Annotated in this window: 21 protein-coding genes; 18 read left to right on the top strand and 3 right to left on the bottom strand. The window is 62.6% G+C overall.

Annotated elements, in window-relative coordinates; all coding sequences use genetic code 11:
- Positions 1–12: 12 nt before the first annotated feature.
- The 8 genes from AB7828_RS13105 to AB7828_RS13070 all read left to right on the top strand — a co-directional run bounded on the left by AB7828_RS13105 (position 13) and on the right by AB7828_RS13070 (position 9,177).
- Complete coding sequence (locus AB7828_RS13105) at positions 13–1,380, top strand: aromatic ring-hydroxylating dioxygenase subunit alpha (protein ID WP_068735228.1); 1,368 nt, start codon at positions 13–15, stop codon at positions 1,378–1,380.
- A 31-nt stretch (positions 1,381–1,411) separates the two neighbouring features.
- Positions 1,412–2,848, top strand: coding sequence for a glutamine synthetase family protein (locus AB7828_RS13100; RefSeq protein WP_439091953.1), 1,437 nt, complete (start codon positions 1,412–1,414; stop codon positions 2,846–2,848).
- 108 nt (positions 2,849–2,956) lie between these two features.
- A complete protein-coding gene (locus tag AB7828_RS13095) occupies positions 2,957–4,132 on the top strand; it encodes an ABC transporter substrate-binding protein (protein WP_441230365.1) in 1,176 nt (391 codons plus the stop codon).
- 79 nt (positions 4,133–4,211) lie between these two features.
- Positions 4,212–5,846, top strand: a complete 1,635-nt coding sequence (locus AB7828_RS13090) for an amidohydrolase (protein ID WP_441230364.1) — start codon at positions 4,212–4,214, stop codon at positions 5,844–5,846.
- An 8-nt stretch (positions 5,847–5,854) separates the two neighbouring features.
- Entirely contained in the window at positions 5,855–6,724 is an 870-nt protein-coding gene (locus AB7828_RS13085) for a branched-chain amino acid ABC transporter permease (protein ID WP_120291915.1), read from the top strand.
- Positions 6,721–7,722 carry a branched-chain amino acid ABC transporter permease gene (locus AB7828_RS13080; protein WP_441230363.1) on the top strand — a complete coding sequence of 334 codons (1,002 nt, stop codon included), beginning with the start codon at positions 6,721–6,723 and terminating at the stop codon, positions 7,720–7,722. Before AB7828_RS13085 ends, AB7828_RS13080 begins: the two co-directional genes overlap by 4 nt.
- Entirely contained in the window at positions 7,719–8,483 is a 765-nt protein-coding gene (locus AB7828_RS13075) for an ABC transporter ATP-binding protein (protein ID WP_439062809.1), read from the top strand. Before AB7828_RS13080 ends, AB7828_RS13075 begins: the two co-directional genes overlap by 4 nt.
- Positions 8,464–9,177, top strand: a complete 714-nt coding sequence (locus tag AB7828_RS13070) for an ABC transporter ATP-binding protein (RefSeq protein ID WP_089265716.1) — start codon at positions 8,464–8,466, stop codon at positions 9,175–9,177. The genes AB7828_RS13075 and AB7828_RS13070 overlap by 20 nt, the downstream gene beginning before the upstream one ends.
- A gap of 29 nt (positions 9,178–9,206) precedes the next feature.
- Here the strand turns inward: AB7828_RS13070 and AB7828_RS13065 are convergent, their stop codons facing one another.
- Positions 9,207–9,380 (bottom strand): DUF1328 domain-containing protein, encoded by a 174-nt coding sequence (locus tag AB7828_RS13065; RefSeq protein ID WP_089265352.1) that lies wholly within the window; start codon positions 9,378–9,380, stop codon positions 9,207–9,209.
- Positions 9,381–9,733: 353 nt separating this feature from the next.
- Between AB7828_RS13065 and AB7828_RS13060 the strand changes: the two genes are divergently transcribed.
- From AB7828_RS13060 to AB7828_RS13040, 5 genes are all read left to right on the top strand, one after another.
- On the top strand, positions 9,734–12,046 hold the full coding sequence (locus AB7828_RS13060) for a GumC family protein (RefSeq protein ID WP_441230362.1): 2,313 nt from the start codon (positions 9,734–9,736) through the stop codon (positions 12,044–12,046).
- The gene (locus AB7828_RS13055; protein WP_441230361.1) at positions 12,046–13,200 is read left to right on the top strand and encodes a glycosyltransferase family 4 protein; all 1,155 of its coding nucleotides are present in this window, start codon (positions 12,046–12,048) and stop codon (positions 13,198–13,200) included. The genes AB7828_RS13060 and AB7828_RS13055 overlap by 1 nt, the downstream gene beginning before the upstream one ends.
- Positions 13,201–13,270: 70 nt before the next feature.
- The gene (locus AB7828_RS13050) at positions 13,271–14,770 is read left to right on the top strand and encodes a lipid II flippase MurJ (protein ID WP_441230360.1); all 1,500 of its coding nucleotides are present in this window, start codon (positions 13,271–13,273) and stop codon (positions 14,768–14,770) included.
- A gap of 54 nt (positions 14,771–14,824) precedes the next feature.
- Positions 14,825–15,847 (top strand): polysaccharide deacetylase family protein, encoded by a 1,023-nt coding sequence (locus tag AB7828_RS13045; RefSeq protein WP_231079759.1) that lies wholly within the window; start codon positions 14,825–14,827, stop codon positions 15,845–15,847.
- Entirely contained in the window at positions 15,840–17,006 is a 1,167-nt protein-coding gene (locus AB7828_RS13040) for a glycosyltransferase family 4 protein (protein ID WP_175368360.1), read from the top strand. Before AB7828_RS13045 ends, AB7828_RS13040 begins: the two co-directional genes overlap by 8 nt.
- A gap of 15 nt (positions 17,007–17,021) precedes the next feature.
- Here AB7828_RS13040 and AB7828_RS13035 read toward each other — a convergent pair whose 3' ends face one another.
- Positions 17,022–18,200 carry a glycosyltransferase family 4 protein gene (locus AB7828_RS13035; protein ID WP_175368361.1) on the bottom strand — a complete coding sequence of 393 codons (1,179 nt, stop codon included), beginning with the start codon at positions 18,198–18,200 and terminating at the stop codon, positions 17,022–17,024.
- Positions 18,201–18,652: 452 nt separating this feature from the next.
- Positions 18,653–19,576 carry a helix-turn-helix transcriptional regulator gene (locus tag AB7828_RS13030; protein ID WP_441230359.1) on the bottom strand — a complete coding sequence of 308 codons (924 nt, stop codon included), beginning with the start codon at positions 19,574–19,576 and terminating at the stop codon, positions 18,653–18,655.
- 149 nt (positions 19,577–19,725) lie between these two features.
- Between AB7828_RS13030 and AB7828_RS13025 the strand changes: the two genes are divergently transcribed.
- The 5 genes from AB7828_RS13025 to AB7828_RS13005 are packed head-to-tail and all read left to right on the top strand — an operon-like array spanning position 19,726 to position 24,251.
- Positions 19,726–20,952: an amino acid ABC transporter substrate-binding protein gene (locus AB7828_RS13025; protein WP_441230358.1), complete on the top strand. Its 1,227-nt coding sequence runs from the start codon at positions 19,726–19,728 to the stop codon at positions 20,950–20,952.
- 30 nt (positions 20,953–20,982) lie between these two features.
- Positions 20,983–21,852, top strand: coding sequence for a branched-chain amino acid ABC transporter permease (locus AB7828_RS13020; RefSeq protein WP_068735257.1), 870 nt, complete (start codon positions 20,983–20,985; stop codon positions 21,850–21,852).
- On the top strand, positions 21,849–22,796 hold the full coding sequence (locus AB7828_RS13015; RefSeq protein WP_441230357.1) for a branched-chain amino acid ABC transporter permease: 948 nt from the start codon (positions 21,849–21,851) through the stop codon (positions 22,794–22,796). The genes AB7828_RS13020 and AB7828_RS13015 overlap by 4 nt, the downstream gene beginning before the upstream one ends.
- Positions 22,793–23,536 (top strand): ABC transporter ATP-binding protein, encoded by a 744-nt coding sequence (locus AB7828_RS13010; RefSeq protein WP_441230356.1) that lies wholly within the window; start codon positions 22,793–22,795, stop codon positions 23,534–23,536. Before AB7828_RS13015 ends, AB7828_RS13010 begins: the two co-directional genes overlap by 4 nt.
- Positions 23,529–24,251: an ABC transporter ATP-binding protein gene (locus AB7828_RS13005; RefSeq protein ID WP_120291622.1), complete on the top strand. Its 723-nt coding sequence runs from the start codon at positions 23,529–23,531 to the stop codon at positions 24,249–24,251. Before AB7828_RS13010 ends, AB7828_RS13005 begins: the two co-directional genes overlap by 8 nt.
- Positions 24,252–24,256: the final 5 nt, after the last annotated feature.

Genomic DNA, 24,256 nt, shown 5'->3' with positions numbered 1-24,256 from the left:
GGAAATCTTGCCATGATGAGCCAAGAGCAGAACGACCTGATCACCCGCATTGGGCCCAAGGCGCCCGCGGGCAAGCTGATGCGCCAATACTGGCAGCCGGCGGCACTGGTCGATGAGCTCGAAGGGGATCGTCCGATCCGTCCTGTCAAATTGCTCGGCGAAGATTTTGTCCTGTTCCGCGACGAGCAGGGCCGCTATGGCCTGCTGGACCGCGATTGCCCGCATCGCGGCGCCGATCTGGCGTTCGGCCGTCTCGAAGGCGGCGGTGTGCGCTGTGCGTTTCACGGCTGGCTGTTCGACGTCGAGGGCAAGTGCCTGGAGACGCCGGCCGAGCCGAAGACCTCCAAGCTCTGCGCCGGCATCAAGCAGCGCGCATATCCCGTGGTCGAGAAGGGCGGTATTCTCTGGGCTTATCTGGGCGAGGGCGAGCCGCCGGCATTCCCGGAAATCGACTGCTTCGCGGCCCCAGGTCAGTACACCTTCGCCTTCAAGGGCCTGTTCGAATGCAACTGGCTGCAAGCGCTGGAAGTCGGCATCGATCCCGCCCACGCCTCGTTCCTGCACCGCTTCTTCGAGGACGAGGACGTCAAGGCATCTTACGGTAAGCAGTTCCGCGGCGCCTCCGCGGGCACCGAACTGCCGATGACCAAGATCCTGCGCGAATATGATCGCCCGATCATCAATGTGGAATCGACCGAATACGGCCTGCGCCTGATCGCGCTGCGCGAGCTCGACGATGAGCGTACCCATGTGCGCGTCACCAACCAGCTATTCCCGCATGGCTTCGTCATCCCCATGAGCACGGAGATGACGATCACCCAGTGGCACGTGCCGGTGGATGACGAGAACTGCTATTGGTATGCGATCTTCACCAGCTACACGACGCCGGTCGACAAGAAGAAGATGACCGACCAGCGGCTCGAACTTTACGAGCTGCCGAACTACACCTCGCGCAAGAACAAGACCAACGACTACGGCTTCAATCCGCACGAGCAGAAGCACGAGACCTATACCGGCATGGGCGCCGACATCAACGTCCACGACCAGTGGGCGGTGGAATCCATGGGCAAGATCCAGGACCGAACCCGCGAGCATCTCGGCTCCAGCGACAAGGCGATCATCGCCTATCGCAAGCTGCTGCGTGCGGAGATCGAGAAGGTTGCCGGCGGCCAGAGGCCGATGATGTCTCTCGATGCGGACACCGCGCGCAGCATTCAGGGCCCGGGCACCATGGACGGCATCGGGCCGACCAAGGGCTGGGAAACCTACTGGATGGAAGTCGACGTCGCCCGTCGTCGTGGTGCGCCATGGATGGCAGCCGCTCCGGCCGATCAGACCGAGCCGGGGTCCAATGTCATCCACCTGCCGGCGGCAGAGTGAAGATCGATCAGAACAGGCGCGGGAGAGTGCGTTGAGTTTCGTTGAACGTCACGGTTTGTGGTCCGCGGAGCAAAAGGAAGCAGCCGTCCGGCTGCGCAGCATGGTCGAAGAGCACAAGCTCGAAGTGATCCGGCTGTCGTTTCCGGATCAGCACGGCATCCTGCGCGGCAAGACGCTGATCGCCAGCGAGGCATTGCGCTGTCTCGAAAGCGGCTGCTCGATCACCACGACCATGTTCGCCAAGGACACGTCGCACAAGACGGTGTTTCCGGTGTTCACCGCCGGCGGCGGCTTCGGCATTCCCGAGATGCAGGGCGCGGCCGACGTGTTGATGATCCCCGATCCCAGCACGTTTCGGATATTGCCCTGGGCGCCTGAGACCGGATGGGTTCTCTGCGACGTGCATTTCGCTGATGGCCGTCCGGTGCCGTTCGCGACGCGTAACCTGTACAAGAAGGTGCTCGGCGATCTCGGCGCACGTGGCTATGATTTCGTCGCCGGTCTTGAAGTTGAATTTCATATCTTCAACGTCGAGAACAACCGCATGAAGCCGGAGGATGCCGGCCAGCCCGGCAATCCGCCGGAGGTCAGTCTGCTCTCGCACGGCTACAACTATCTCACCGAGCAGCGCTACGACCAGATGGAGCCGGTGCTCGAAATCATCCGGCGCGACGTGATTGCGCTCGGTCTGCCGCTGCGGTCTGTCGAAGTCGAATACGGTCCGAGCCAGTGCGAATTCACCTTTGCACCGACTGTCGGCCTGACACCCGCCGACAGCATGGTGCTGTTTCGCAGCGCCGTGAAGCAGATCGCCCATCGTCACGGCTATCACGCCACCTTCATGTGCCGGCCGAAGATCCCGAATGTGGTGTCATCTGGCTGGCATCTGCATCAGTCGATCGTGTCGCGTGCCACCGGCGCAAACGCATTCATGCCGACCGAGGGTACGCAGCCGCTGTCCTCGTTCGGGCAAGGCTATCTCGCAGGTCTTCTCGCGCATGCGCGCGCGGCGACCGTGTTCACGACGCCGACCATCAACGGCTACAAGCGTTATCGCTCCTATTCGCTGGCGCCGGATCGGGCGATCTGGGGCCGCGACAATCGTGGCGCGATGCTGCGTGTGCTCGGCGGTGCCGGTGATTCCGCGACGCGTATCGAGAATCGCGTCGGCGAACCCGCCGCCAATCCCTATCTCTATATGTCGTCGCAGATCCTGTCGGGTCTCGACGGCGTCGATCGCAAGCTCGATCCAGGGCCATCAGCCGATACGCCTTACGAGACCAATGCCGATCTGTTGCCAAAGTCGCTGCGCGAGGCAACCTTCGCGCTCAAGGAAGATCCTTTCTTCCGCGAGAAGATGGGCGCGACGATGGTTGACTATTATACGCATATCAAGAATGCCGAGATTGATCGCTTCCAGGCGGAAGTCTCCGACTGGGAGCAGCGCGAATATTTCGAGATGTTCTGACGCGTCATTTCGGCGCGCTCACGCCGGATCAAACGGGCCATCTCGGCACGTTTATTGAATACAGATTTGCCGAATCGTTTTCTTAACTTTCCAACGGGGACAATCGCAATGAACAGACGCAGCCAATCCATTCTTGCACTGGCCATTCTCGGCCTGATGACCGGCACGGCCTCCGCCGACACCATCAAGGTCGGCGTGATCGGCACCATGTCGGGCCCTTACGCGCTGTTTGGCAAGAACTTCAAGATGGGCATAGACGCCTGGGTCGCCGAGCATGGCACCAAAGCTGGCAAGCATGATGTCGAATTCATCTATCGCGATGAAGAGAGCCCGAATCCCGCCAAGTCGAAGGCGCTGGCGCAGGAGCTGCTGGTCAAGGACAAGGTGCAATATCTCGCTGGCGTCTATTTCACGCCGAACGCGATGGCCATCGCGCCGCTGCTGGAAGAATCCAGGACGCCGCTGATCGTGATGAATGCGGCGACCTCGTCGATCGTCGAGAAGAGCCCCTATATCGTCCGTACCTCGTTCACGATGTGGCAGAATACCGTGCCTGCCGCGAAAATTGCGTTGAAGAACGGCGCCAAGAAGGTGGCCATCGCGGTCAGCGATTACGGTCCGGGTGTGGATGCTGAAGCGGCATTCAAGAAGACGTTCGAAGGTGAGGGCGGCGCGGTGGTCGAAGCGGTTCGCATTCCGCTCGCCACCACCGACTTCAGCCCGATCATGCAGCGCATCAAGGATTCCGGCGCGGACACCATCTTCACCTTCCTGCCATCCGGCCCGCCGACGCTGGGGTTCGTCAAGGCCTATATCGACAACGGGTTGAAGGCCGGCGGAGTCAAGCTGATGTCGACCGGTGACGTCGTCACCGAGCCGGATCTGCCGAACATTGGCGATGCCGGCATCGGTATCCTCTCGACCTATCACTATTCGGTGTCGCACGATTCCAAGGAAAACGCGGCCTTCCTTGCCACCATCAAGAAGGGCGGCGGCAACCTCGACGAAGTCACCATGACGTCGGTCGCGGCCTATGACGGCGCGCGCCTGATCTACAAGATGATCGAGGCCACTGACGGCAAGCGCGATGCCGCCAAGGCGGTCGACGCCGTCAAGGACATGAAGTGGGTCAGCCCGCGCGGTCCGGTGTCGATCGATCCCACCACGCGTCACATTCGCCAGAACGTCTATCTGCGCAGTGTGGAGAAGGTGGACGGCAAGCTGATCAACAAGGAGAGCCAGACCTTCGCCGATCAGCCGGACTGGGCGCTGAGCGCGAAGTAGGCAATGCCGGGGATTCCGCCTCGTTGCGGAATCCCCCTCTTTCTGCGACATCGTCGCGCGAGATGAGATTTCCTTCGACATGACCAGCCGCGCGCGCTCGCTTCGATTAACCAACGCCCGCATCTATCGTTCTGCCTGGGATGAAACCCCCGCGGGCAGCATCGTCGTCAGCGATGGCAAAGTTGTCTGGATTGGTGCAGCAGATGTTGCGCCATCCGCCGATGAGACCATCGATCTCGCGGGTGCCACCGTCATTCCCGGCCTCACCGACGCGCATATTCATCTGTTCGCCATCGCTCATGCGCGACTGCAGGTGCCGGTGACGCCGCGCGATGCGCCCACGATATCCGATGTGCTTGATTTGCTGGTTGCGCGTGCGCGCGCCATTCCAAGTGATAAATGGGTCTACGGCGCGGGCCTCGATGAGAACGGGCTGGCGGAGCATCGGCTGCCGACACGGGCCGAGATCGACGTCGTCATTTCCGATCATCCGGTGCTGATCCGCCGCTTCTGCGGTCATGTCGCCATCGTCAATAGTGCCGCGCTGCGACTGCTGGGCATCGACGATGCCACCGCCGACCCGGAAGGCGGTACGTTCGGGCGCTCCGAGGATGGCCGACTGGACGGCAGCGCCAAAGAAAGCGCAGCCGAACTGATATTCCGTGCTGCGCCGCCGATGGATCGCAATGAGCTCACCGCAGCTCTGCGCGCGACGATTGCCGATAGCACCAGGTTCGGTCTTGTTGCTGCCGTAGAAGCCGCGGTCGGATTCACCGTCGGCTTCGATGATGAATTCGCGATCTGGAACGAGATCCGCGCAAATGGCGATGTGCTGCCAATGCGGCTCGGCTTCATGAACCAGCTCGATCCGGCTGAAGCGGCGGCGCGTGGGCTGGCGCCGACGCACGACGCCGACTGGCAGTCCATGACGCTGAAATATTTCGCCGATGGCATCGTCGGCGCGCGAACGTCGGCGGTGAGCGAGGATTTCTTCGATACGCCATCCCGCGGCATGTTCATGCGCGATGAAACCGAACTGCAGCGCGTGATCGCCGAGGCCCATGCGGACGGCTGGCAGGTCGCTGTTCATTGTACCGGCGATCGCGGAATCGAGTGCATCATCGAAGCCTATGAGAAGGCGCAGGCAGCGTATCCCCGCGCCGATGCCCGGCATCGCATCGAACATTACTTCGTGCCACCCGCCGGTGGACTGGCACGGATGAAGGCATTGGGCGCGCTCGTCGTCACCCAGCCAAGTTTTCTCACCCGGATGCGGCGCTCGATTGCCGGCGCCTTCGGTCCGCGCGCCGATCGTTGCTATCCCGGCCGCTCCGTGATCGGCGCGGGTGTCACTTACATCGCAAGCTCAGATGCGCCGACCGGGTCGTGGTCTCCGTGGGATGGCATCGCCGATGCGGTGAGCCGCGCCTCGGACAGCGGTGCGCCGATCGGGCAGGGGGAAGCCATCAGCGTCCGCGAAGCCATTCACAGCTATACGGTCGGTGGCGCTATCGCGATGAGGCAGGAAGACCGGCGCGGCACGCTGATGCCGGGCATGGCGGCCGATCTGATCGCCCTTGATCGCGATCCCTTCGCCGCCGACTGCCTCCCTCTGAAAGAGACGAAGGTGTTACTCACCATGGTGCGCGGCGCTGTCGTCCATGACGCCATGCCGCAGTTTCCGGAATGGCGCTCGGGCGCTGCTTCGGCATAGGATCAATCATGCGTACCGTCTTCAGCATCATGACCGACGCCGTCGCCTACGGGATGGTGCTGTTCATCATTTCCATCGGCCTGTCCATCATGATGGGGCTGATGCGCGTCGTGAACCTCGCCCATGGCGCTTTCGCCATGATTGGCGGCTATCTGGCCTCCTATGCGATCCGCGACCTGCATGTGCATTACAGCGTCGCGATCCTGATGGCAGTGGTAGGCACTATCATCGTTTCGATCCCGTTCGAGATTTTGTTGTACCGTCGGATCTACCGGAAGTCCGATCCGCTGATTCAGGTGCTGATGACCATCGGCATCACGTTCTTCATCATCGGCATCGTCAATTTCATCTTCGGCCCGTCGCTGAAATCGATCCCGCTGCCGCAGACCCTCAGTGGTCCGCTCGATATCGGTTTCCGCATGCTGCCGACCCATCGCATCTTTGTCATCGCCTGCGGCGTGGTTACGGCGCTGGCGCTGTGGCTGCTGATCGAGAAGACGGAGTTCGGAATCAAGCTACGCGCCTCGGTCGATCATAGTGGTATGGCGGACGCCTTGGGCATCCGCACCGAAATTATCTATGCAGTGACCTTCGCGCTGGCGATCGGGCTCGGCGCATTTGGTGGCGTGGTCGGCGCGGAGATCCTGCCGATCGAACCGTTCTATGCACTGCGCTATATGGTGACGTTCCTCGTCGTCGTCTCTGTCGGCGGAGCAGGCTCGATCCTTGGTGCTCTGTCGGCGTCGCTCCTGCTCGGCCTCGCCGACACCACCGGTAAATATCTCGCGCCGGAGTTCGGCGATTTCTTCTTCTATCTGTCGGTGATCGTCGTCGTGTTCCTGTTTCCGCATGGCCTATTTGGCAGGTCGCACGCATGAGCGAGATCGTCGCGACCCAGGTTCCGCACAAGCGCAGCATTCCCTTCGGTCAGGAGGCGGCAGGTGCGCTGAGTATCATCGTGCTCGGTGCTATCGGCTACTTTCTGTATCCGGACGATCTGGCGTTCCTGACGCGGCTGATCGGCATCGCATTCCTGGTGCTGTCGCTCGATCTGGTCACAGGTTATTGCGGCGTCGCCACCCTCGGCCATGCCGCGCAATTCGGCGTCGGCGCCTATGCCGCCGGCATTGCTTGCGTGCGTGGCATCGCCGATCCCATTGCGTTGCTGGCGATCGGTGTATTCGCGGGAACGGTCATGGGGCTGATCTCCGGTGCGCTGATCACGCGGTTTCGCGGGCTCCCACAACTGGTGCTGTCGATTGCCGTGGGGCAATTGGTCGCCGCACTTGCCAACAAGCTGTCGTGGCTGACCGGCGGCAGCGACGGCCTGTCAGGCATCACACCGGGCAAGGTGTTCGGCATCTTCAATTTCGACATGTATAGCCGCACGGCGTTTTTGTTCTCGCTGGGTGTGCTGGTCATTGTGTTCGTGCTGCTGCAGCGTTTCGTGCGCTCGCCGTTCGGTTTGATGTGCCGCGGCATCAAGGATGACGATCTGCGCGCCAAGATGATCGGCGTCTCGATCTATCCGCGCCTTGTCGTGATGTATGGCGTCGCTGGTGCTGTTGCCGGGATCGGTGGAGCGCTGACGGCGATCAGCACCGGCGTCGTCGGTCTCGATAGCGTCAGCTTCGAACGATCAGCCGAAGTTCTGGTGATGCTGGTGCTTGGCGGTGCAGGGCATCTGTGGGGCGCGCTGGCGGGGACGATCATCTTCATGATCTTCGAGCATATCGTGGCCGCCGCCAATCCGTTCCACTGGATGACGCTAGTCGGCCTGCTGCTGATCCTGATTGTGGTGTTCGCGCCGCGCGGGCTGATCGAACCGGTGCTGTCACTGGCCTCCCGCTTCAAGCGCAAGGGAGAGGCGGCATGACCAATCTCCTCGAAGCCCGCGGCGTGTCGTGCTCGTTCGGCGGTCTGCATGTGACGCGCGACGTCAATTTCAAATTGGCCGCCGGCGACCGCGTTGCGCTGATCGGCCCGAACGGTGCTGGCAAGACCACGCTGGTCAATCTGATCACCGGCGACATTGCGCCGAGCGAAGGCCAGTTCTTCATGGGCGGTGACGAGATCACCGGTCTCAGCATTCCGGATCGCGTGCGTCGCGGTCTGGTGCGTACGTTCCAGACCACGCGGCTGTTTGCCAATCTCACTGTCGCCGACAATGTCGCGCTGGCGATCATGCAGCGCAAGCGCATCACGCGGCGGTTTTTCTCGAGCTCGACGGAGCTGCCGGAGGTGCGTGCCGAGTGGAGTGAGATCCTTAGCCATCTAGGTCTCGACAGGCTGGCCTATCGCAAGGTGGTCGAGCTCGCCTATGGCCAGCAGCGCCTGATCGAGCTGGCCATCGGCCTTGCGCTGCATCCGAAGGTGCTCCTGCTCGACGAGCCCGCCGCGGGCGTGCCGCATGACGAGGCGCCCAAAATCCTTGAGGCGATCAATCGGCTGCCACCTGATATCGCCGTGTTGATGATCGAGCACGACATGGATCTGGTGTTCAAGTTCGCCAGGCGTGTGCTGGTGCTGGCGGCCGGGCGGTTGATCTTCGAGGGATCGCCTGATCAGGTCACCGCCGATCACGAAGTGCGCCGCGCGTATTTGGGGAGCTATGCCGATGCCCGCCGCGCCACTTGATATCCAGAACCTGAGCGCCGGCTATGGCCCGACGCGGATCATCGAGGGCATTTCGTTCTCGGTGAAAGCAGGTGATCGTCTCGCCGTGCTCGGCCGCAACGGCATGGGCAAGACCACGCTGCTGGCGACGCTGATGGGCCTGACGACGCGCCATGGCGGCGAGATCAGGATCGGCGACCAGGACGTCACGGCCAAGCGGACCTCGGCGCGCGCGGATCTCGGGATCGGCTATGTGCCGCAGACCCGCGACATTTTCGCCTCGCTGACGGTGGAGGAGAATCTGCGCACCGGGCTGAAGGGGCGGCCGGCGTCGGCGCTCGATGAAGCCTATGCGATGTTTCCGCGGCTACGCGAACGCCGCGGCAATTACGGCAAGCAGCTGTCAGGCGGTGAGCAGCAGATGCTGTCGATGGCCCGGACACTGCTGGGCAAGCCCTCGATCCTGTTGCTGGACGAGCCGCTGGAAGGCCTCGCGCCCGTGATCTGCGACGAGTTGATGGCATTGTTGGCGAAGCTGGCCGCCACCAGTGAAGTCACCATCATTCTGGTCGAGCAGCAAATCGAGCGCGCGCTGGATTTCGCGAGCAGCGTCATGGTGATGGAGCGTGGCCGCACCAGCTGGAGCGGTGCGCCGGATGTTCTGACCGCCGACCGCGCGCTGGTCGATCGGCTGGTCGGTGTCGGTATTCACTAGATTCCGGAACTGGCGCGCCGGCCGGCGCGTCAGGCCCGAAAGATCGTGATCCCCAATACCAGCAGCACGATGCAGATCACGAGGAAGATATAAAAAAGTACGCGTGCGACATCCGCCGTGGCGGCGGAAATGCCGGTAAAGCCGAACAGGCCGGCGGCGACGGAAATCAGAAAGAAGATCAGCGCCCATTTCAGAAGGCTCATCGGGGAACTCCGGTTGCAGCAATGCCGGAACGCCGCGCTGCGAGATTTGGTTCCGGCTCGCAACCAAAGCTGCCGCACCTACCTGGCTCGCTAATGCGGCACCGGTCCGGGGGAGGCGTAGCAGCCTACTAATTAGGCAGCGCAAAGGTATTGGTTAGCATTTTAAACCCGCCCTTAACCAAAACATCCCTAATGAATGGATAGTAGACCTGCTCCCCGCAGTGGATTTGTGGTTCGGGGGACAAAGGGTTCAGTATGCGTGTCGCGGTCGGTCATGGGTGGTTGCGCTGGGTGAGCACCGTTACGGCGCAGGGATGTGCGGTGCCAGCGCCCCGTAGTAAAGTCTGACGCGCATGTTCACCAAACGCGCCATCGTTACGAATACGGAAGCCGCCGATGGCGCGGCGGGCGAGAGCCCGCTGCTCAGGGTTTGGCGCAATCGTAGCCTGTTCGGTGCTGTGTTTCTCGGCGTGATGATCCTGACGGTCATTGCGCTGGTTGTGCTGCCGGTGCGCTATCTCGCCACAGGTTCGGTGATCGTTGCCGAGCAGGAGCCCAGCAATAGCAATGCATCCGCCGCCTGGGCGCAGAAGATCGGCGACCCCGCCGACGTCGAAAGCCAACTGCTGATTGCGCGCTCGCCGCGGGTGATGCGGCTCGCCATGCAGCAGCCGGGCGTCACGGAAGCCGCGATTGAAGAGTGTCAGAGCAGGAGCAGCAGCTCCACCTGCGAAAAGATGAAGACTGATACGGCGGCGCTGATCGACTATGTGTCGGGAAATTTCGCGATCGGTGCTGTCGGACGTTCGCGCGTCATCAATATCTCCTACACTTCGTCGATCCCCGAAGTTGCGCAGAAGATGGCGAATGCGCTGACCAATGCGTTTCTCGACGAGCAGCGGACATCGGGTGCGAGCAGCCGCGAGGTTGCCGCGTCCTATCTCTGGAAGGAAGCCAAGCAGCTGGATGCAGAGTTGCGGGATGCCGATGCCAAGATCCAGGCATTTCGCCGCAACAAGGGCTTGATGCGCGGATCGCTGGCACCGATCAGCTCGGAGCGGCTGAGCAGTATCAGCCAGCAGCTGTCGACCGCCGAGACCGCGCGTGCTGATGCGCTCGCCCGCCTGCAGGAGATCAAGGCCAATCAGGCCCGTGCTGTGGACTCGCCTTCCGTGCTGTCGAACCGCTCCATCGCCGATCTCAAGCAGCAGCTCACGGTCGTCACCGCGCAGCTTGCCAGCCAGGCCAATGTGCTGGGGCCGCGGCATCCGTCGCTGCGTGCGCTGGAGCAGGAGCAGTCCGCGATCAAGGAGCGCATGGCCACGGAAGTGGCGAGCATTGCCGCCAGCGCGCAGAAGGCGTTCGACGCCAATGACGCCCTCGTGAACGCACTCAAAAAGCAGATGGATGCCGTGAAGGCTGAAGTCGGCTCGGCGACATCGGACGAGGCCTCGATCGAGAGCATGGTGCGCAGTACCGAGATCAAGCGCCAGCAATATGCCGATCTCTACAAGCGCGCCAGCGAACTCGAAACCGAGCGCCGCGTGCTGATTGGCAATACACGGCTGGTCAGCCTTGCCGAACTGCCGACCAAGCCGTTTTTCCCGAAGAAAATTCCGTTCCTGGCCGCTGGCGGCACGCTCGGCCTGCTGCTCGCATTCGTCGCAGCCTTCTTCGGCGATCGCGTCAATCTTGCGGGTCTGTCCCGGCTGCGGACGGCAACTATTCGCCCGGTGCGTGCAGACGCGCCTGCCGCCGCTGCGCCTACCGCCGTAGCTGCACCTGTCGCAGTCGCTGCACCCGTCGCTCCGGCCCCTGTTCAGGCGACTGCCCCCGTGACGCCGCGTCCCGGACCGCCGCTGCCGACGTCGTCATCGGAATTGGCCGTCGTCACCGGCGCGCCCGTTCTGGCACGATTGCCGACCGTCAAGCGCGATCCATCGGAATCGCCGATCGGTGCGATCCTCACGGCGCAGTCCGGCGCCTCGCTGGCGCGTGCGCTGCCGCTCGCGCTGCAGGATCCGCACTATCAGGATGCACTCCGAGATCTGGCGACGGGCCTGCTCGCGTCGAACGACGCCATGACACGCCGCAAGATTCTGGTCGCGTCGCCGACGACGGCCGAGGGCAAAACGTTTCTGACCCTGACTCTCGCGCAATATCTCGCAACGGCTGGCCGCAGCGTGCTGGTGATCGAATGCGATTTCGGCGCGCCGAAGTTCGAAACAGCCTTGGGCTTGCGCAGCAGCATGGGGCTGCAGGGAATTCTGCGCGGCGACATCACGCCGCGCGAAGCGGTGGTCCGCACCGCGACTCCTAATCTCGACGTCATTCCTGCCGGGCCGTTCTCGGCATCCGCCGAATTGCTGATGCGTAAACCGCTCGGCGATCTCCTGCTCTGGAGCCAGATCTACGACGTTGTCCTGATCGACGCGCCGTCGCCGGGCATCCAGACGGATCTGGGCGTACTGGCCAGACAGGTCGATGGCGTACTGCTCTGCATGCGTTCCGGCCGCTCGTCGATCGGGCAGGCAGTGGCGACATCCAGCGCGATCCGGGTCGCGGGCGGCAGCGTCTTCGGCATTGCCGTCACGATGATGCCGGACGCCAATACGCCGAGCGGCGCAGACCGGGTTTCGAATAATGCCTATGCCGGAGCGACGTGATGCCCGCTCCCAGCGTTCTGTTCGTCTGCCATACGGGCTCGATCTCCGGCGCTGAACTCGTTCTGATCGATCTCGTTCAGCCATGGGTGGGCGAGGCGGCCTTCCTGTTCGAGGATGGTCCGCTGCAGCAGGCGCTCGCAGCCAAGGGCCTGAAGGTGCGCGTGTCGCGCTGGGGCGAGGGGCTCTCGGATGTCAGGCGCGACAGCTCAATCCTGAAAGCCTTTCCGCTGATTGGTCGGCTCGGGGCCATTATTGCCGAATTGACGCGCGAAGCGCGCCGTCATGACGTCATCTATGCGAACTCGCAGAAGGCCTTTGTGTTATCGGCCGTGGCCGCCACGCTGGCGCGGCGTCCGCTGATCTGGCACCTGCACGATATCATCAGCAGTGAGCATTTCGGCGCCACGCAGCGCCGCGTGCAGGTGGCGCTGGCGAATTATTGTACGGCAAAAGTGGTCGTTCCTTCGCAAGCTGCTGCAGATGCCTTCATTGCGCAAGGCGGCCGCAAGGAGCTGGTCGCGATCGTGCCTAACGGTCTTGATGTGCCGCCGGACGCCAGCACGCCGCTCGAGATCAGGCGCGAGTTGAAATTGCCTGAAGGACCGCTCGTCGGCGTCTTCAGCCGCCTCGCGGCCTGGAAGGGCCAGCATATCGTGTTGCAGGCTCTGGCAAAGACACCGGGCGTCAGCTGTATCATTGCAGGGGCTGCGCTGTTTGGCGAAGAGCCTTATGCCGAGAAGCTCAACCGGATGGTGGCGGATCTCGGTCTTGGCGATCGCGTGCATTTCCTCGGCCAGCGCAGCGACGTGCCGAGGCTGATGCGCGCTGTCGATGCGATGATCCATCCGTCGATTGATCCCGAACCCTTCGGTCGCACGCTTGTCGAAGCCATGCTCGCGGATGTGCCTGTGATTGCCACGGATGCCGGTGCGGCGTCTGATATTCTCGAAGCCGGCAAGGCCGGGACGCTGGTGCCGCCCGGGGATGCCGAGGCGCTGGCCGCCGCTATTACCAAGGTCATGTCGCGCCCGCCTGAACTGGCGAGCCAGTTGCACTATGCCGAAGCGCGGGCGCGCTCGCATTACAGTGTCGATCAGATGCTGCAGACCGTTTCAAACCTGATCGGGCGAGCGGCTGCCGGAGCTCCCGTGTGACCGCGTATCGCCGTTCAGTTTGCAATTTGAGTTCTCGGACGGTCCCTGATCGGACCGCAGCGGCGCGCTTATGAGCGGCGCCCGGCATTCGACGCGGAAGTTTACGGCAATTCTCATCAGCGGTGCGCTGACCAGCAAGCTGCTGGGTTTCGGCCGTGAGATCTTGATGGCGCAGGTGCTTGGCGCTTCGCTGGTCGCCGACGGTTTTCGTGGTGCGATCACGGCGGTGATGCTGCCGCTGGCCTTTCTGCAGAACGAAACCGTCCCCGCCGTAATGATCCCAATGCACCGGGATGCGCTGAAGGACGGCAACGGACCTCAGCGCCTCGGCGCCATGACGGTGGCGATCACCGGCATTGCCATGATCCTGATGATCGGGCTGCAGGCGCTCGGTGAGCGGGCTGTGGATGCGCTGGTCGGCGGCTTTTCGGCGGAGGGGCGTAGCCTCACTCTCGACTTCATTCGCATCATGGCGCTGGGCATGCCGGCCTCGGCGATGATCAACGTGCTGGCTGCAGGCGAAATCGCGCTCGGTCGGACCCGCTTGACGAATATCCGCGCCAGCATCCTGAACGTCGCCGTGCTGATGGGCATTGCCCTCGTTGCTGTGTCCGGCAACTTTCATACACTGGCCTGGTCGTTCTCGGCTGCCTTCAACGCGCTCGGCGCCTGGGGGCTCTACACGATGTGGCGCGAGGGCGTGCTCAGCTTCAAGGGCCTGTCGCTGTCATCGGTGCTGGCGTCAGGCCGCGAATTCTTCCGTCGGCTGCGACCGCTGCTCGCGCTACCGGTCGCCGAACAGGCCAATGTCTGGATCGAACGCCTGCTGGCATCGCGGGTCGGGACCGGTGCGGTGGCCTCGCTGGACTATGCGCGGACACTGACCGAAAGCGCGCTGCTGCTGATCAGTCAGCCAGTCGGGCTGGCGGTGTTGTCCAGCCACCCGCCGAAGGACGTCGGCGCGCAGATCGAAGGGATCGCTCGGCCTATTCTCGCGCTCGCAGTGCCAGCGTCAGTCTTTCTCGCGATGTTCGCGCCGGAGATCGTGCGGCTGGTGTTTCTGCGCGGCGCCTTCAACGAGCACGCATTGTTCCTGACCAGTCAGGCCTTGCGCGGCATTGCACTTGGTCTGTGGGCCGCGACGCTTGGCTGGATCCTGATCCGCATCCTCAATGGCGCAGGCCGGAACTTTGCGGCTGCTGCCATCATCGTCAGTGCCTATCTGGTTAATATCGTAGTTAACCTTCTCGCCTCATACCTGCCCGCGGCGCATGAATGGGGCACCTTGTTGCTTGGACTGGGTGAAGCCGCCCGTGGTATCGTTCTTCTGGCTGGCGTCATGATCGTCCTGGGGTCCCGGCGCAAGCTACTCTACCTGATGTTTCTCGCGTGTTTCCCGGCGGCGCTGATGGCGCTCTTCAGCTGGCAAATTCACGAGGTTCTGACGGGCCCGTGGCAGCGGCTTTTCGCCGGTGGCTTTGCCTATCTGGTCTGCCTTGCGCTGTCTGTCGCGATGCTGATGCCGGGCGTCTACATTGCGGCATTTGCGCGCGTCCGGGGGCGCTTGTGATTTTGATATGTGTTTTTGTATTAGAGAGTGCCTTGATCGTCTGAGGACTTTTCGATGAAGCACCTGTTATCCAGCGCCGCCCGACGCATGGCGTCTTCCGAAGCGCTGGTTCGCCCGATCAGCATGGCTGCCGATATGTTCATGGGCACGCGTGGCTGCCTGATGACCTTTCATCGCGGCGCCTCCGCTCGGGCCTGGGAAAAGCTGCCGAACCGCGACTTCTATCTCGACACGAATTTTCTCGATCAGTTCCTGTCGCATCTGAAGCAACGCGGCTGGGATGTCGTGACGATGGAAGAAGCGATCCAGCGCTCGAAGGCAGGAAAGTCCAACGATCGCTTCGTCAACTTCTCCGTCGACGATTGCTATCGCGATACCTATGAGGAGATCGTGCCGCTGTTTCGCCGTCACAATGTGCCGGTGACGCTGTTTGTCACGACGGGCATTCCTGACGGTACGCTTCCGCTGTGGGCCGCAGGTCTGGAAGATGCGCTGCTCAACAACGACCGCGTCATCCTTGAGGATGGCGCGATTGACGTGCCGACGTCTGATGCCAAGCGTGCGGCATTCTATCGTATTGCAGATCGTTGGGACGGTCCGCAGGCGTCAGCCTCTTACAAGAAGTTTTGCGAGCTCAATGGTGTCGACATCGACGCGATGCACTGGAAGCATGCGATCACCTGGGAGATGCTCGAAGAGTTGCGCGACGATCCGTTGGTGGAGATCGGCGGCCACACCGTGACGCATGCCCGTATTTCGTCGCTGTCACCCGATGGCGCACGCTTCGAGCTCAAGGGCAGTCGCGATCGGTTGGTCGAGCGCCTTGGTATTCCCGCCAGGCATTTCGCATTTCCCTATGGACGTTCGGGCGATTGCGGTCCGCGCGATTTCGCGATCGCGCGCGATGCCGGTTATGCGAGTGCAGCGACGACCCGCAAGGGCCTCGTGCGCAATGGCCAGGATGCCTACAACCTGCCACGCTGCACGATCAATGGTTCGGATCGCAGTCTCGCGACCATGGAGCTCCATCTGTCTGGCCTGACGGGTGTGGCCGCGAGGATGACGGGGCGTGTCTAGCAGTCGTCGTCTCAAGGTTCTTTCCATCGCCCATTCCGCTGTCAGCCGCGATGCGGGGCGTCTGCGATACTATCCACTCGTCGGACGTGATGACGTCGACATGCATCTCGTCGTCCCGGCCACCTGGTACCAGTTCGGCCGTACGATCATTGCAGATCCGTCCGACGATCCCGGCATGACCGTGCATGTGATGCCGATCCGCCTGCCGCGCGCCGGCCCGATGAGCTGGTATCTACATTTCTATCCGGGCTTGCGGCGTCTCATCCGCGAGGTCGATCCCGATGTGATCCATCTCTGGGAAGAGCCGTGGAGCGTCGTCGCGATGCAGGCGCGCATCCTCAAGGGCCGGGCCGCGATGGTCCTGGAAGTCGATCAGAACATCCTGAAGCGCTTGCCACCACCGTTCGAATTCATCCGCAAGGTCGTGTTGCGGAACACGGATCATATCCTCTCGCGCAGTCCGGAGGCGACAGCAGTCGTCCGCGCGCGCGGTTATACCGGGCCGACGTCGCCGATTGGCTATGGCGTCGATCTTGCGACCTTCAATCAGACCGGCGAGCGCCAGGCGCCGATTGCGCCCGGGCGGGGACTACGCATTGGCTATGTCGGGCGTCTCGTCGAGGAGAAGGGTCTCGACGACGCGCTCGACGCCATGAAGCGCGCCACGGCGAATGTGACATTGGCGATCATGGGCGAAGGTCCGCATGAGCCTGCGTTGAAACTGCGCGTCAACGAACTGGGACTGACTGATCGTGTCACATTCCGGGGCTGGGGCAAACCGGCCGATGTCGCGTCATTCCTGAGCGGTCTCGATGCAATGATCTTGCTGACACGCACCACCAGCGCCGTGCGTGAGCAGTTCGGCCGGGTGATCGTCGAGTCGCAGGCTTGCGGCGTGCCGGTGATCGGTTCGACGGGCGGCGCTATTCCCGATGTTGTCGGCAAGGGCGGCTGGACTATTCCCGAACGGGATCCCGATGCACTGGCGACACTGCTGGATCGGCTTGCTGCCCACCCGCAGCAGTTGCTGGACCGCGGCGCGGCCGCGCGCGACAACGTGCTGACGCGTTTTACTTACGAGGTGGTGGCGAATGCGCTGGTGTCGGCCTGCCAGCAGGCCGCCGATGCAAAGCGGGGGGCTGATCGGCCGCGCCCTTGAAGCAGGCGCTTGCGATCAGGCGCCGACCGCCATAGCGCCCGGCGCAAATTCGTTCTTCGACGCCTGCACCTGCTCCAGCAGCTCGATGTAGCGCGAACCGACATAATCCCAGCCGTAATTCAGTGCCGTGGCATGCGCGCCTTCGCACAGCCGGGCCAGTGTCGCCGGATCGGAGAAAGCCATCGCGATCTTGTCGGCGATGTCTGCGCCGTCCATCTTGATCTGATAGCCGTTTACGCCATCGACGAGATAATCCTCGATGCCGCCGACCGGCGTTGCAAAAACCGGCGTCGAGCAGGCCATGGCTTCCATGCAGACCAGCGAGAAAGTTTCATAGGCAGTCGGCAGTACAAAGGCGTCGGCCGCAGCGTAGAGGGCCGGCATATCGGTACGCGATCCCGTAAAGACCAGCCGATCGGCGGAGGTCGTCGCCAGTTTGCGATAGGGCGCGGGATTATCCGAGCCCACCACAAGCATCCAGACATCCGGGCCGAGGCGTTCGAGCGCGCCGATGGCATGTGCCAGACCCTTGCGGCGGAATTCATGACCGGCGAACAGAAGCAGCTTTGCGTCCACCGGGATGCCGAATTCCTGACGGATCCTGAGACCGGCCGCGGTGTCGCGGGCGAAGCGATTGAGGTCGATGCCGTTGGGGATCACGCGGATGCGCGACGCTGGCACCTTGTAGATCTGTTGCAGTTCAGTTGCGACGCGCGGCGAGACCGCGACATACATGCGATAGCGCAGGCCGCCGATCATCCAGCGATCACGCAGGGCCACCCACAGATGCATGGGATTCAGCATCCATGACCAGGAGCCGGCGTTGCGCTTTTCGGCGAGGCTCTGCGCGTTGACCGCGTGCACGACCAACACGTCGCCCGTCAGGCTGTCGCCGTGGCTGATGATGACGGCCTTGGGATGATGATAGGCGGCGCGCGTCGCCAGTAATGTGAAGGTGGGAACGACAAAAGCGCGACCAAGATAGCGCAGGATGCCGCGCGTCTTGATGTGCGAAAGCCAGGCGCCGACGCGCTCGATGCGCGTACCTGGCGTTGCCTTGTCGCCGACGGCGCTGGCGAGAACTGTGTTGGCGATTTTGGCGCGACTGAATGCGCATGCGAGTTCGCTGGCCACGCTTTCAACGCCGCCGACCGAACTCAACTCCTGGACGATCTGGACGATCTCGATGGTCATGGGCCGACACTATGAAAACGGGTGAACGCCAATACCGTAGGTGCGCTGATAAGTCGCAATTTCATCAATATCCTGCTTTCGCAGGCTTTTGTCACCAGCACAACGTCTAAGATTTTGCCTTCGCGATAAGGCATATCAGCGGAAACACTCGGACACAGTCGAGCAAATGCAGCCCTGCCGCGCCAAGTAGTATTCCGCTCCACCTGGAGTCGGTAATTGGCGCCGTCGCATGCGTCTTATGGGTGCAATCCTACGTCGACGACGATCTCGTAGGCACTTTTCACCAGCGCTTCGGGCCTAATGGTGAACGGCGTCTTGAAGTGACATCTGAAACAGAGCGCGGAAATGGATATTGTGACCCCGATTCAATATCGAGTCATGCTTAACGCGCGCTGTTTCAAATTGATCACGCAGGTTTCAAAGAGATACAGCACTGATCGAGCGTGGGACAGTTACGGCCAGGCCGCATAGGACGGGCCGTGCTGACTTGGATCAAGCCGCGCGCGACGCCGATAGGCGCCTGGCGACGCATTCTGATACTTGCGGAAGAAGCGATTGAAATAGCCGGGATCGCGGAAGCCGAGGCCATAGCCGATCTGCTCGACCGGCAGATCGAGCTGCCGCAACCGCATGCAGGCTTCGTGAATCAGGCGCTGATGCACGATGGCGCGCGGGCTGTAGCCCTTCTCGCGCTTGCAATGTGCGTGCAGCTTGTCGTCAGTGACGCCAAGTGCAGCCGCATAGCGTGCGATGGGCCAGCCGTCGCGATAATGCAGTTCGACCATCTGCAGGAAATTGCCGACGAGGCGCGGGCCGTCGCCGCGCTGTGCAGCATCGTCGGGGGCTTCCTCCGAAATCACCGAGCGCCAGATGTGGAGGCACAGCAACAACACATGCGTCGATGTCATCGTCGCGCTGCCGCGGCCCGGCGTATTCAACTCACGCACCAGCGTGCTGCAGGATTCCGTGATGGCCGCAAAAGTCGTCGCGAGTTGCGTGCCTTCGCGCAGGACCAGCCGGTCGATGGTTCGCCGCAGATGCAGCGCCTCGGCACTGCCGGCGACGGTGCGGGTGAGGACATCGTCCGACACTGAAATCAGATAGCCTTGTGCGCCGGCTTCGACTTCGAACGTGCCTTCGTGATCGCCGGGAAGCCACAACAGGCCGGGGGACTGAATGGCAACCGTGGTGCCGCGCATCGTGGCGGTGCCGCGCCGGGTTTCGATCACCAGCAGGTGCGAGCGCCTGGCAACCGACTGCCGGATGATCCAGCTGCGCGGCGCCAGTCCGGGTGCGAATCTTTCCGCATGCAGTGCCGGAAGCGGCTTCTCCGCGAAGCCGGTGGGACCCGAAACGATGTGCGCGGTCTCAAGCACTGGGACAATCCGTCGCGTGAAATAGCTCGCCTACACGGATCAATACAATCTTTCCCCGGATGCGTCCAATTCCCAGCCCCAAACGCTGGACTAGTCTCCGGCCATCGAACGCCACAAGGCGTCGGTGAAAAGAATTCGGGGAGGATAACATGGTGTCAGCAGTCAAGCGCCTTGCGGCGGGACTACTCGCAGTGGCCGGTGCGGCGTTCGTCGGGTGGGACGGTGCAGCCGAGGCCCAGACGTCGGTCAAGATCGGTTATGCCATCTCGCGCACCGGCCCAGCCGCCGGCGGCGCCGCGGTAACGACGATTCCCAACTACGAGCTGTGGGTGAAGGAAGTGAACGCCGCCGGCGGGCTCAAGCTCGGCGACAAGCGCGTCCCAATCGAGGTCGTCCAGTATGACGACCGGTCGAGCGCCGAGGAAGCCGCCAAGGCGCTGGAGCGGCTGATCACCCAGGACAAGGTCGATTTTATCCTGCCGCCCTGGGGCACCGGCCTGAATCTCGCGGTCGGACCGATCCTGAACAAGGCCGGCTATCCGCACATCGCCTCGACGGCGGTCACTGACCGTGCGCCAGAACAGGCGAAGCGCTGGCCCAACAGTTTCTGGTTGCTCGGCACCAGCGCCGATGCTGCCAAGACGCTGGTTGAGCTGCTGGTGAAGCTGCGCACTGAAGGCAAGATCGGCGACACCGTGGCGATGGCCAGCATCGCCGACGGCTTCGGCATCGATCTCTCTGGTGCCGCCAGACCAGCTCTTACAGCCGCCAAGTTCAAACTTGCCTATGACAAGACCTACCCGGTCGGCACCCAGGATCTCAGCCCGATCATCAATGAGGTGAAGGCGCTGAACCCCGACGTGTTCATCGCCTTCAGCTATCCGCCGGACACGATCGCGATCACTGAACAGTCACGCATCTCCGGTTTCAATCCGAAGATCTTCTACACCGGTGTCGGCACTGCATTCCCGCTGTTCAAGCAGAAATTCGGCGCCAGCGCGGAAGGCGTCATGGGCATCGGCGGCTGGAATGGCGACAGCCCGGCCATCAAGGACTATCTGGCGCGGCACAAGGCGTCGGCGGCGAATGGCGCGGAGCCGGATCGCTGGGCCAGTGCGGTCACCTACGCCGGGTTGCAGATGCTGCAGCAGGCGATCGAGCGGGTTGGCAAGGTCGATCGCGCTGCGGTCATCAAGGATCTGCAGAGCGGCACCTTCGACACCGTGATTGGCAAGGTGAAGCTCGAGAACAACATGCCGACCAAATACTGGTGGGTCGGGCAGTGGCAGGACGGCGAGTTCTATGGCGTCGGCCCGTCGGGTAACGAAGGCGCGCGTGCGCCGGTCGTGCCGAAGCCGGCATGGAAGGCGCAGTGATCGCGTCCCTCCCGTATCTGGTCTGACAGAATGACAAACGCGGTTCTCACCGGCCTCGTGCTGGGTGGCATGTACGCGCTGATCGCCATGGGGCTCACCCTGCAATATGGCGTGGCGCGGATCATGAACCTGTCCTATGGCGAGTTCCTGATCGGCGCGGCCTTTGCGTCCTACTGGCTGTTCACCGGCTGGGCGCTCAATCCGCTCGCAGGACTGGCGTTTGTCATTCCGGTCAGTTTCGGCATCAGCTATCTCTTGTACCGCGTGTTGCTCACGCCGCTGGTGCGCCGCGCGCGCACCCGCGACGCCCTTGAGGTCGACAGCATTCTAGCCACCTTCGGCATGATGTTCATTGTGCAGGGCATCATGCTGACCATGTTTGGCGGCGCCTACTTTAGTTACTCGTTCCTCGCTGTGCCGGTGACGATCGTCGGCGAGGTGCTGGCACTGAACCGCCTGATTGCATTCGGGCTTGCGGTCGTGGTCGGCCTTGCGCTCTATCTGACGCTGACCCGCACACGGATCGGGACGTCCATCCGCGCCGTAGCCGTCGATCCCATCGCAGCGCAGCTTGTTGCCATCGATGTCACCAGGACATCGGCGCTGGCCTTTGCGCTCGGCGGCGCGCTGGTGGCGTCTGCCGGCGTGCTGATCAGCATGTTCCTGACCTTCAGCGCCACTTCCGGCGTGGTGTTCACCATGAAGGCGCTGATCGTCGTTGTTATGGGCGGCGTCGGCAATCTGCTCGGCTGCCTCGTTGCTGGCCTCGCCCTCGGCCTGAGTGAGGCGCTGGTGGCGACCTTCATTGATCCTGGCCTGACGCTTGCTGTTAACTTCGCGCTGTTTCTCGGCGTGCTGCTGGTGAAGCCGGCCGGCATTTTCGGGAGGGCGCAGCGATGAGCCGTACCCAAATGACGACTGCCGCGATCTGCCTCGCAGCCGTGGTTGCGCTCGCATTCGTCCCGATGATTGTCGATGCCTATCACCTCGCGCTCGCCATCAGTCTCTTGCAATTCACGGTGCTGGCGACGGCATGGGGCATGTTCTCTGGCCCGACGCGCTATGTGTCGCTGGCGACCACAGCCTTCTTCGGTGTCGGCGCATACACCGTCGCCGTGCTGGGCGAGCAATTGCCGTGGTCGCTGGTGCTGCTGATCGCGGCTGCGATCGGCGCGGTCATGGCCGTCATCGTCGGCCTGTCGACGCTGCGGCTGAGCGGCGTGCATTTCGTCATCTTCACCTTCGGTCTCGCCGAACTCGTGCGCCAGATCGTGGTCTGGTACGAGGTCAACAAGACCCGCGTGCTCGGCCGTTACGTCTTTGTCGATATCACCCAGAACGACATTTACTGGCAGCTGCTGGCGCTTGCCGTCATCGTGTTCGGTACCGGCTGGCTGATTGCCCGCTCGCGCTTCGGCTTCGCACTGCGCATCATCGGCGAAGACGAGGCCGTGGCACGACACTGCGGCATCAATGTCACCATCGCCAAGGTCGCGCTGTTCACCATCACGGCCACCTTCATGACGCTGGTCGGTGCGATCATGGCGCCGCGCTTCACCTATATCGAGCCATCGATCGCCTTCAACGCCACCATCTCCTTCGAAGTGGTGATCATGGCACTGCTTGGCGGCGCCCACCGCCTGTGGGGGCCGGCGCTCGGCGCCATTCCGCTGACGTTGCTGTTCGACTTTCTGTCGGCGCGCTTTCCCAGCACGTCGACCTTGATCATGGGCGTGGTCTTCCTCCTGATCGTCTATGCGCTGCCATCAGGCGTGGTCGGCCTCTGGGAGAGGTTGAAAACCTGGCGACCCACGGCCTCAAAAATGCGGGGAGCGCAGGCATGACCCTCAGTGCAACGCCAGTCCTGCGCATCGAAGGCCTGACCCGCGCGTTCGGCGGTCTCATCGCTGTCAACGGCATCGACCTGACGGTGCATGCCGGCGAGATCGTCGGGCTGCTCGGTCCCAACGGGTCTGGCAAAACGACGGCGCTCAACCTGATCTCCGGCGTGCTGTCGCCGAATGCTGGCGTGATTGCCTTCGCCGGCCACGACATCGCGGGCTGGCCGACCCATCGCATCGCGCGTCTCGGTCTGGCACGCACCTTCCAATTGGTCCGCGTGCTCGACGGCATGACCTGCGGCGAGAATGTTGAGGCTGGGCTAGCCTTTCACCATGCGCCGCTTGTACGCGACGCGATGGCGGCCGCTGCGGCTGGCCTGCTCGCGCGGGTCGGTCTCGCTGGATTTGGCGGACGGCCCGCATCGGAGCTCACTTATATCGACCGCAAGCGGCTCGAACTGGCACGCGCGCTGGCGCTGCAGCCGCGCCTGCTGCTGCTCGATGAATGGCTCGCCGGTCTGAACCCGTCCGAATTGCTGATCGGGATCGAGCTGATCCGATCGCTCAAGGAGGAAGGGCTGTCGATCCTGCTGGTCGAGCATGTGATGGATGCGATCCGTTCGCTCTGCGATCGTTGCGTGGTGATGAGCGGTGGCCGCAAGATTGCAGAAGGGCCTGTAGCTGCTGTGCTGAGCGACCCCGCGGTGATCGAAGCCTATCTGGGAGTGCCGGCGGATGCTTGAGGTCTCCAATATCAGCGTCACCTATGGCCAGCATCACGCGCTGAGCGATGCGGCGCTCCATGTCGAGCGCGGCGAGATCATTGTCATTCTCGGCGCCAATGGCGCGGGCAAGTCATCGTTGCTCAAAGCCATCGCCGGCTTGCTGCCGTCACCAGCCAAGATCGTCAAACTCGCCGGTCGTGATCTGTCCCGTCTGCCGCCTCATGAGATCGTGGAAGCCGGGCTTGCGCTGGTGCCGGAAGGTCGCGGCGTGTTCGGCGAATTGACAGTGGCCGAAAACCTGTTGCTCGGCGCCAACCCGAAGCGTGCGCGGGCGGTCGAGGCAGCGCAGCGTGCCAAGGTGATGACGCTGTTTCCGCGGCTTGGCGAACGCTTGGCGCAGACCGTGCGCACCATGAGCGGTGGCGAGCAGCAGATGGTAGCAATCGGTCGTGCGCTGATGTCGAACCCCGACATTCTTCTGCTCGACGAACCGTCGCTCGGTCTGTCGCCGTTGCTGGTGCGGGAATTGTTCGCCGCCTTGCGTAAGGTGCGCGAGACCGGCGTCGGCCTGTTGCTGGTCGAACAGAACGCACGCGAGAGTCTGGCTATCGCCGATCGCGGCTATCTGATCGAGAACGGCAAGATCACCGGCAGCGGCACCGCCGCAGCCCTGCAATCCGACGACGCCGTGCGCCGCGCCTATCTCGGCGGGCTCGCCAGCGGCGCGGCTTGAAATTC

The sequence above is a fragment of the Tardiphaga sp. 215_C5_N2_1 genome, from assembly GCF_052076055.1.
Taxonomy (GTDB): Bacteria; Pseudomonadota; Alphaproteobacteria; order Rhizobiales; family Xanthobacteraceae; genus Tardiphaga; species Tardiphaga robiniae.
This window is presented reverse-complemented; position numbering and strand designations above follow the sequence as displayed.

What these genes read in the sequence shown, in the direction of transcription:
- AB7828_RS13060 (WP_441230362.1), top strand. Translation starts at nt 9,734, where the DNA reads ATGTTCACCAAACGCGCCATCGTTACGAATACGGAAGCCGCCGATGGC.
- AB7828_RS13025 (WP_441230358.1), top strand. Translation starts at nt 19,726, where the DNA reads ATGGTGTCAGCAGTCAAGCGCCTTGCGGCGGGACTACTCGCAGTGGCC.
- AB7828_RS13085 (WP_120291915.1), top strand. Translation starts at nt 5,855, where the DNA reads ATGCGTACCGTCTTCAGCATCATGACCGACGCCGTCGCCTACGGGATG.
- AB7828_RS13050 (WP_441230360.1), top strand. Translation starts at nt 13,271, where the DNA reads ATGAGCGGCGCCCGGCATTCGACGCGGAAGTTTACGGCAATTCTCATC.
- AB7828_RS13035 (WP_175368361.1), bottom strand. Translation starts at nt 18,200, where the DNA reads ATGACCATCGAGATCGTCCAGATCGTCCAGGAGTTGAGTTCGGTCGGC.
- AB7828_RS13105 (WP_068735228.1), top strand. Translation starts at nt 13, where the DNA reads ATGATGAGCCAAGAGCAGAACGACCTGATCACCCGCATTGGGCCCAAG.
- AB7828_RS13045 (WP_231079759.1), top strand. Translation starts at nt 14,825, where the DNA reads ATGAAGCACCTGTTATCCAGCGCCGCCCGACGCATGGCGTCTTCCGAA.
- AB7828_RS13070 (WP_089265716.1), top strand. Translation starts at nt 8,464, where the DNA reads ATGCCCGCCGCGCCACTTGATATCCAGAACCTGAGCGCCGGCTATGGC.
- AB7828_RS13080 (WP_441230363.1), top strand. Translation starts at nt 6,721, where the DNA reads ATGAGCGAGATCGTCGCGACCCAGGTTCCGCACAAGCGCAGCATTCCC.
- AB7828_RS13020 (WP_068735257.1), top strand. Translation starts at nt 20,983, where the DNA reads ATGACAAACGCGGTTCTCACCGGCCTCGTGCTGGGTGGCATGTACGCG.
- AB7828_RS13010 (WP_441230356.1), top strand. Translation starts at nt 22,793, where the DNA reads ATGACCCTCAGTGCAACGCCAGTCCTGCGCATCGAAGGCCTGACCCGC.
- AB7828_RS13090 (WP_441230364.1), top strand. Translation starts at nt 4,212, where the DNA reads ATGACCAGCCGCGCGCGCTCGCTTCGATTAACCAACGCCCGCATCTAT.
- AB7828_RS13015 (WP_441230357.1), top strand. Translation starts at nt 21,849, where the DNA reads ATGAGCCGTACCCAAATGACGACTGCCGCGATCTGCCTCGCAGCCGTG.
- AB7828_RS13005 (WP_120291622.1), top strand. Translation starts at nt 23,529, where the DNA reads ATGCTTGAGGTCTCCAATATCAGCGTCACCTATGGCCAGCATCACGCG.
- AB7828_RS13095 (WP_441230365.1), top strand. Translation starts at nt 2,957, where the DNA reads ATGAACAGACGCAGCCAATCCATTCTTGCACTGGCCATTCTCGGCCTG.
- AB7828_RS13055 (WP_441230361.1), top strand. Translation starts at nt 12,046, where the DNA reads ATGCCCGCTCCCAGCGTTCTGTTCGTCTGCCATACGGGCTCGATCTCC.
- AB7828_RS13065 (WP_089265352.1), bottom strand. Translation starts at nt 9,380, where the DNA reads ATGAGCCTTCTGAAATGGGCGCTGATCTTCTTTCTGATTTCCGTCGCC.
- AB7828_RS13075 (WP_439062809.1), top strand. Translation starts at nt 7,719, where the DNA reads ATGACCAATCTCCTCGAAGCCCGCGGCGTGTCGTGCTCGTTCGGCGGT.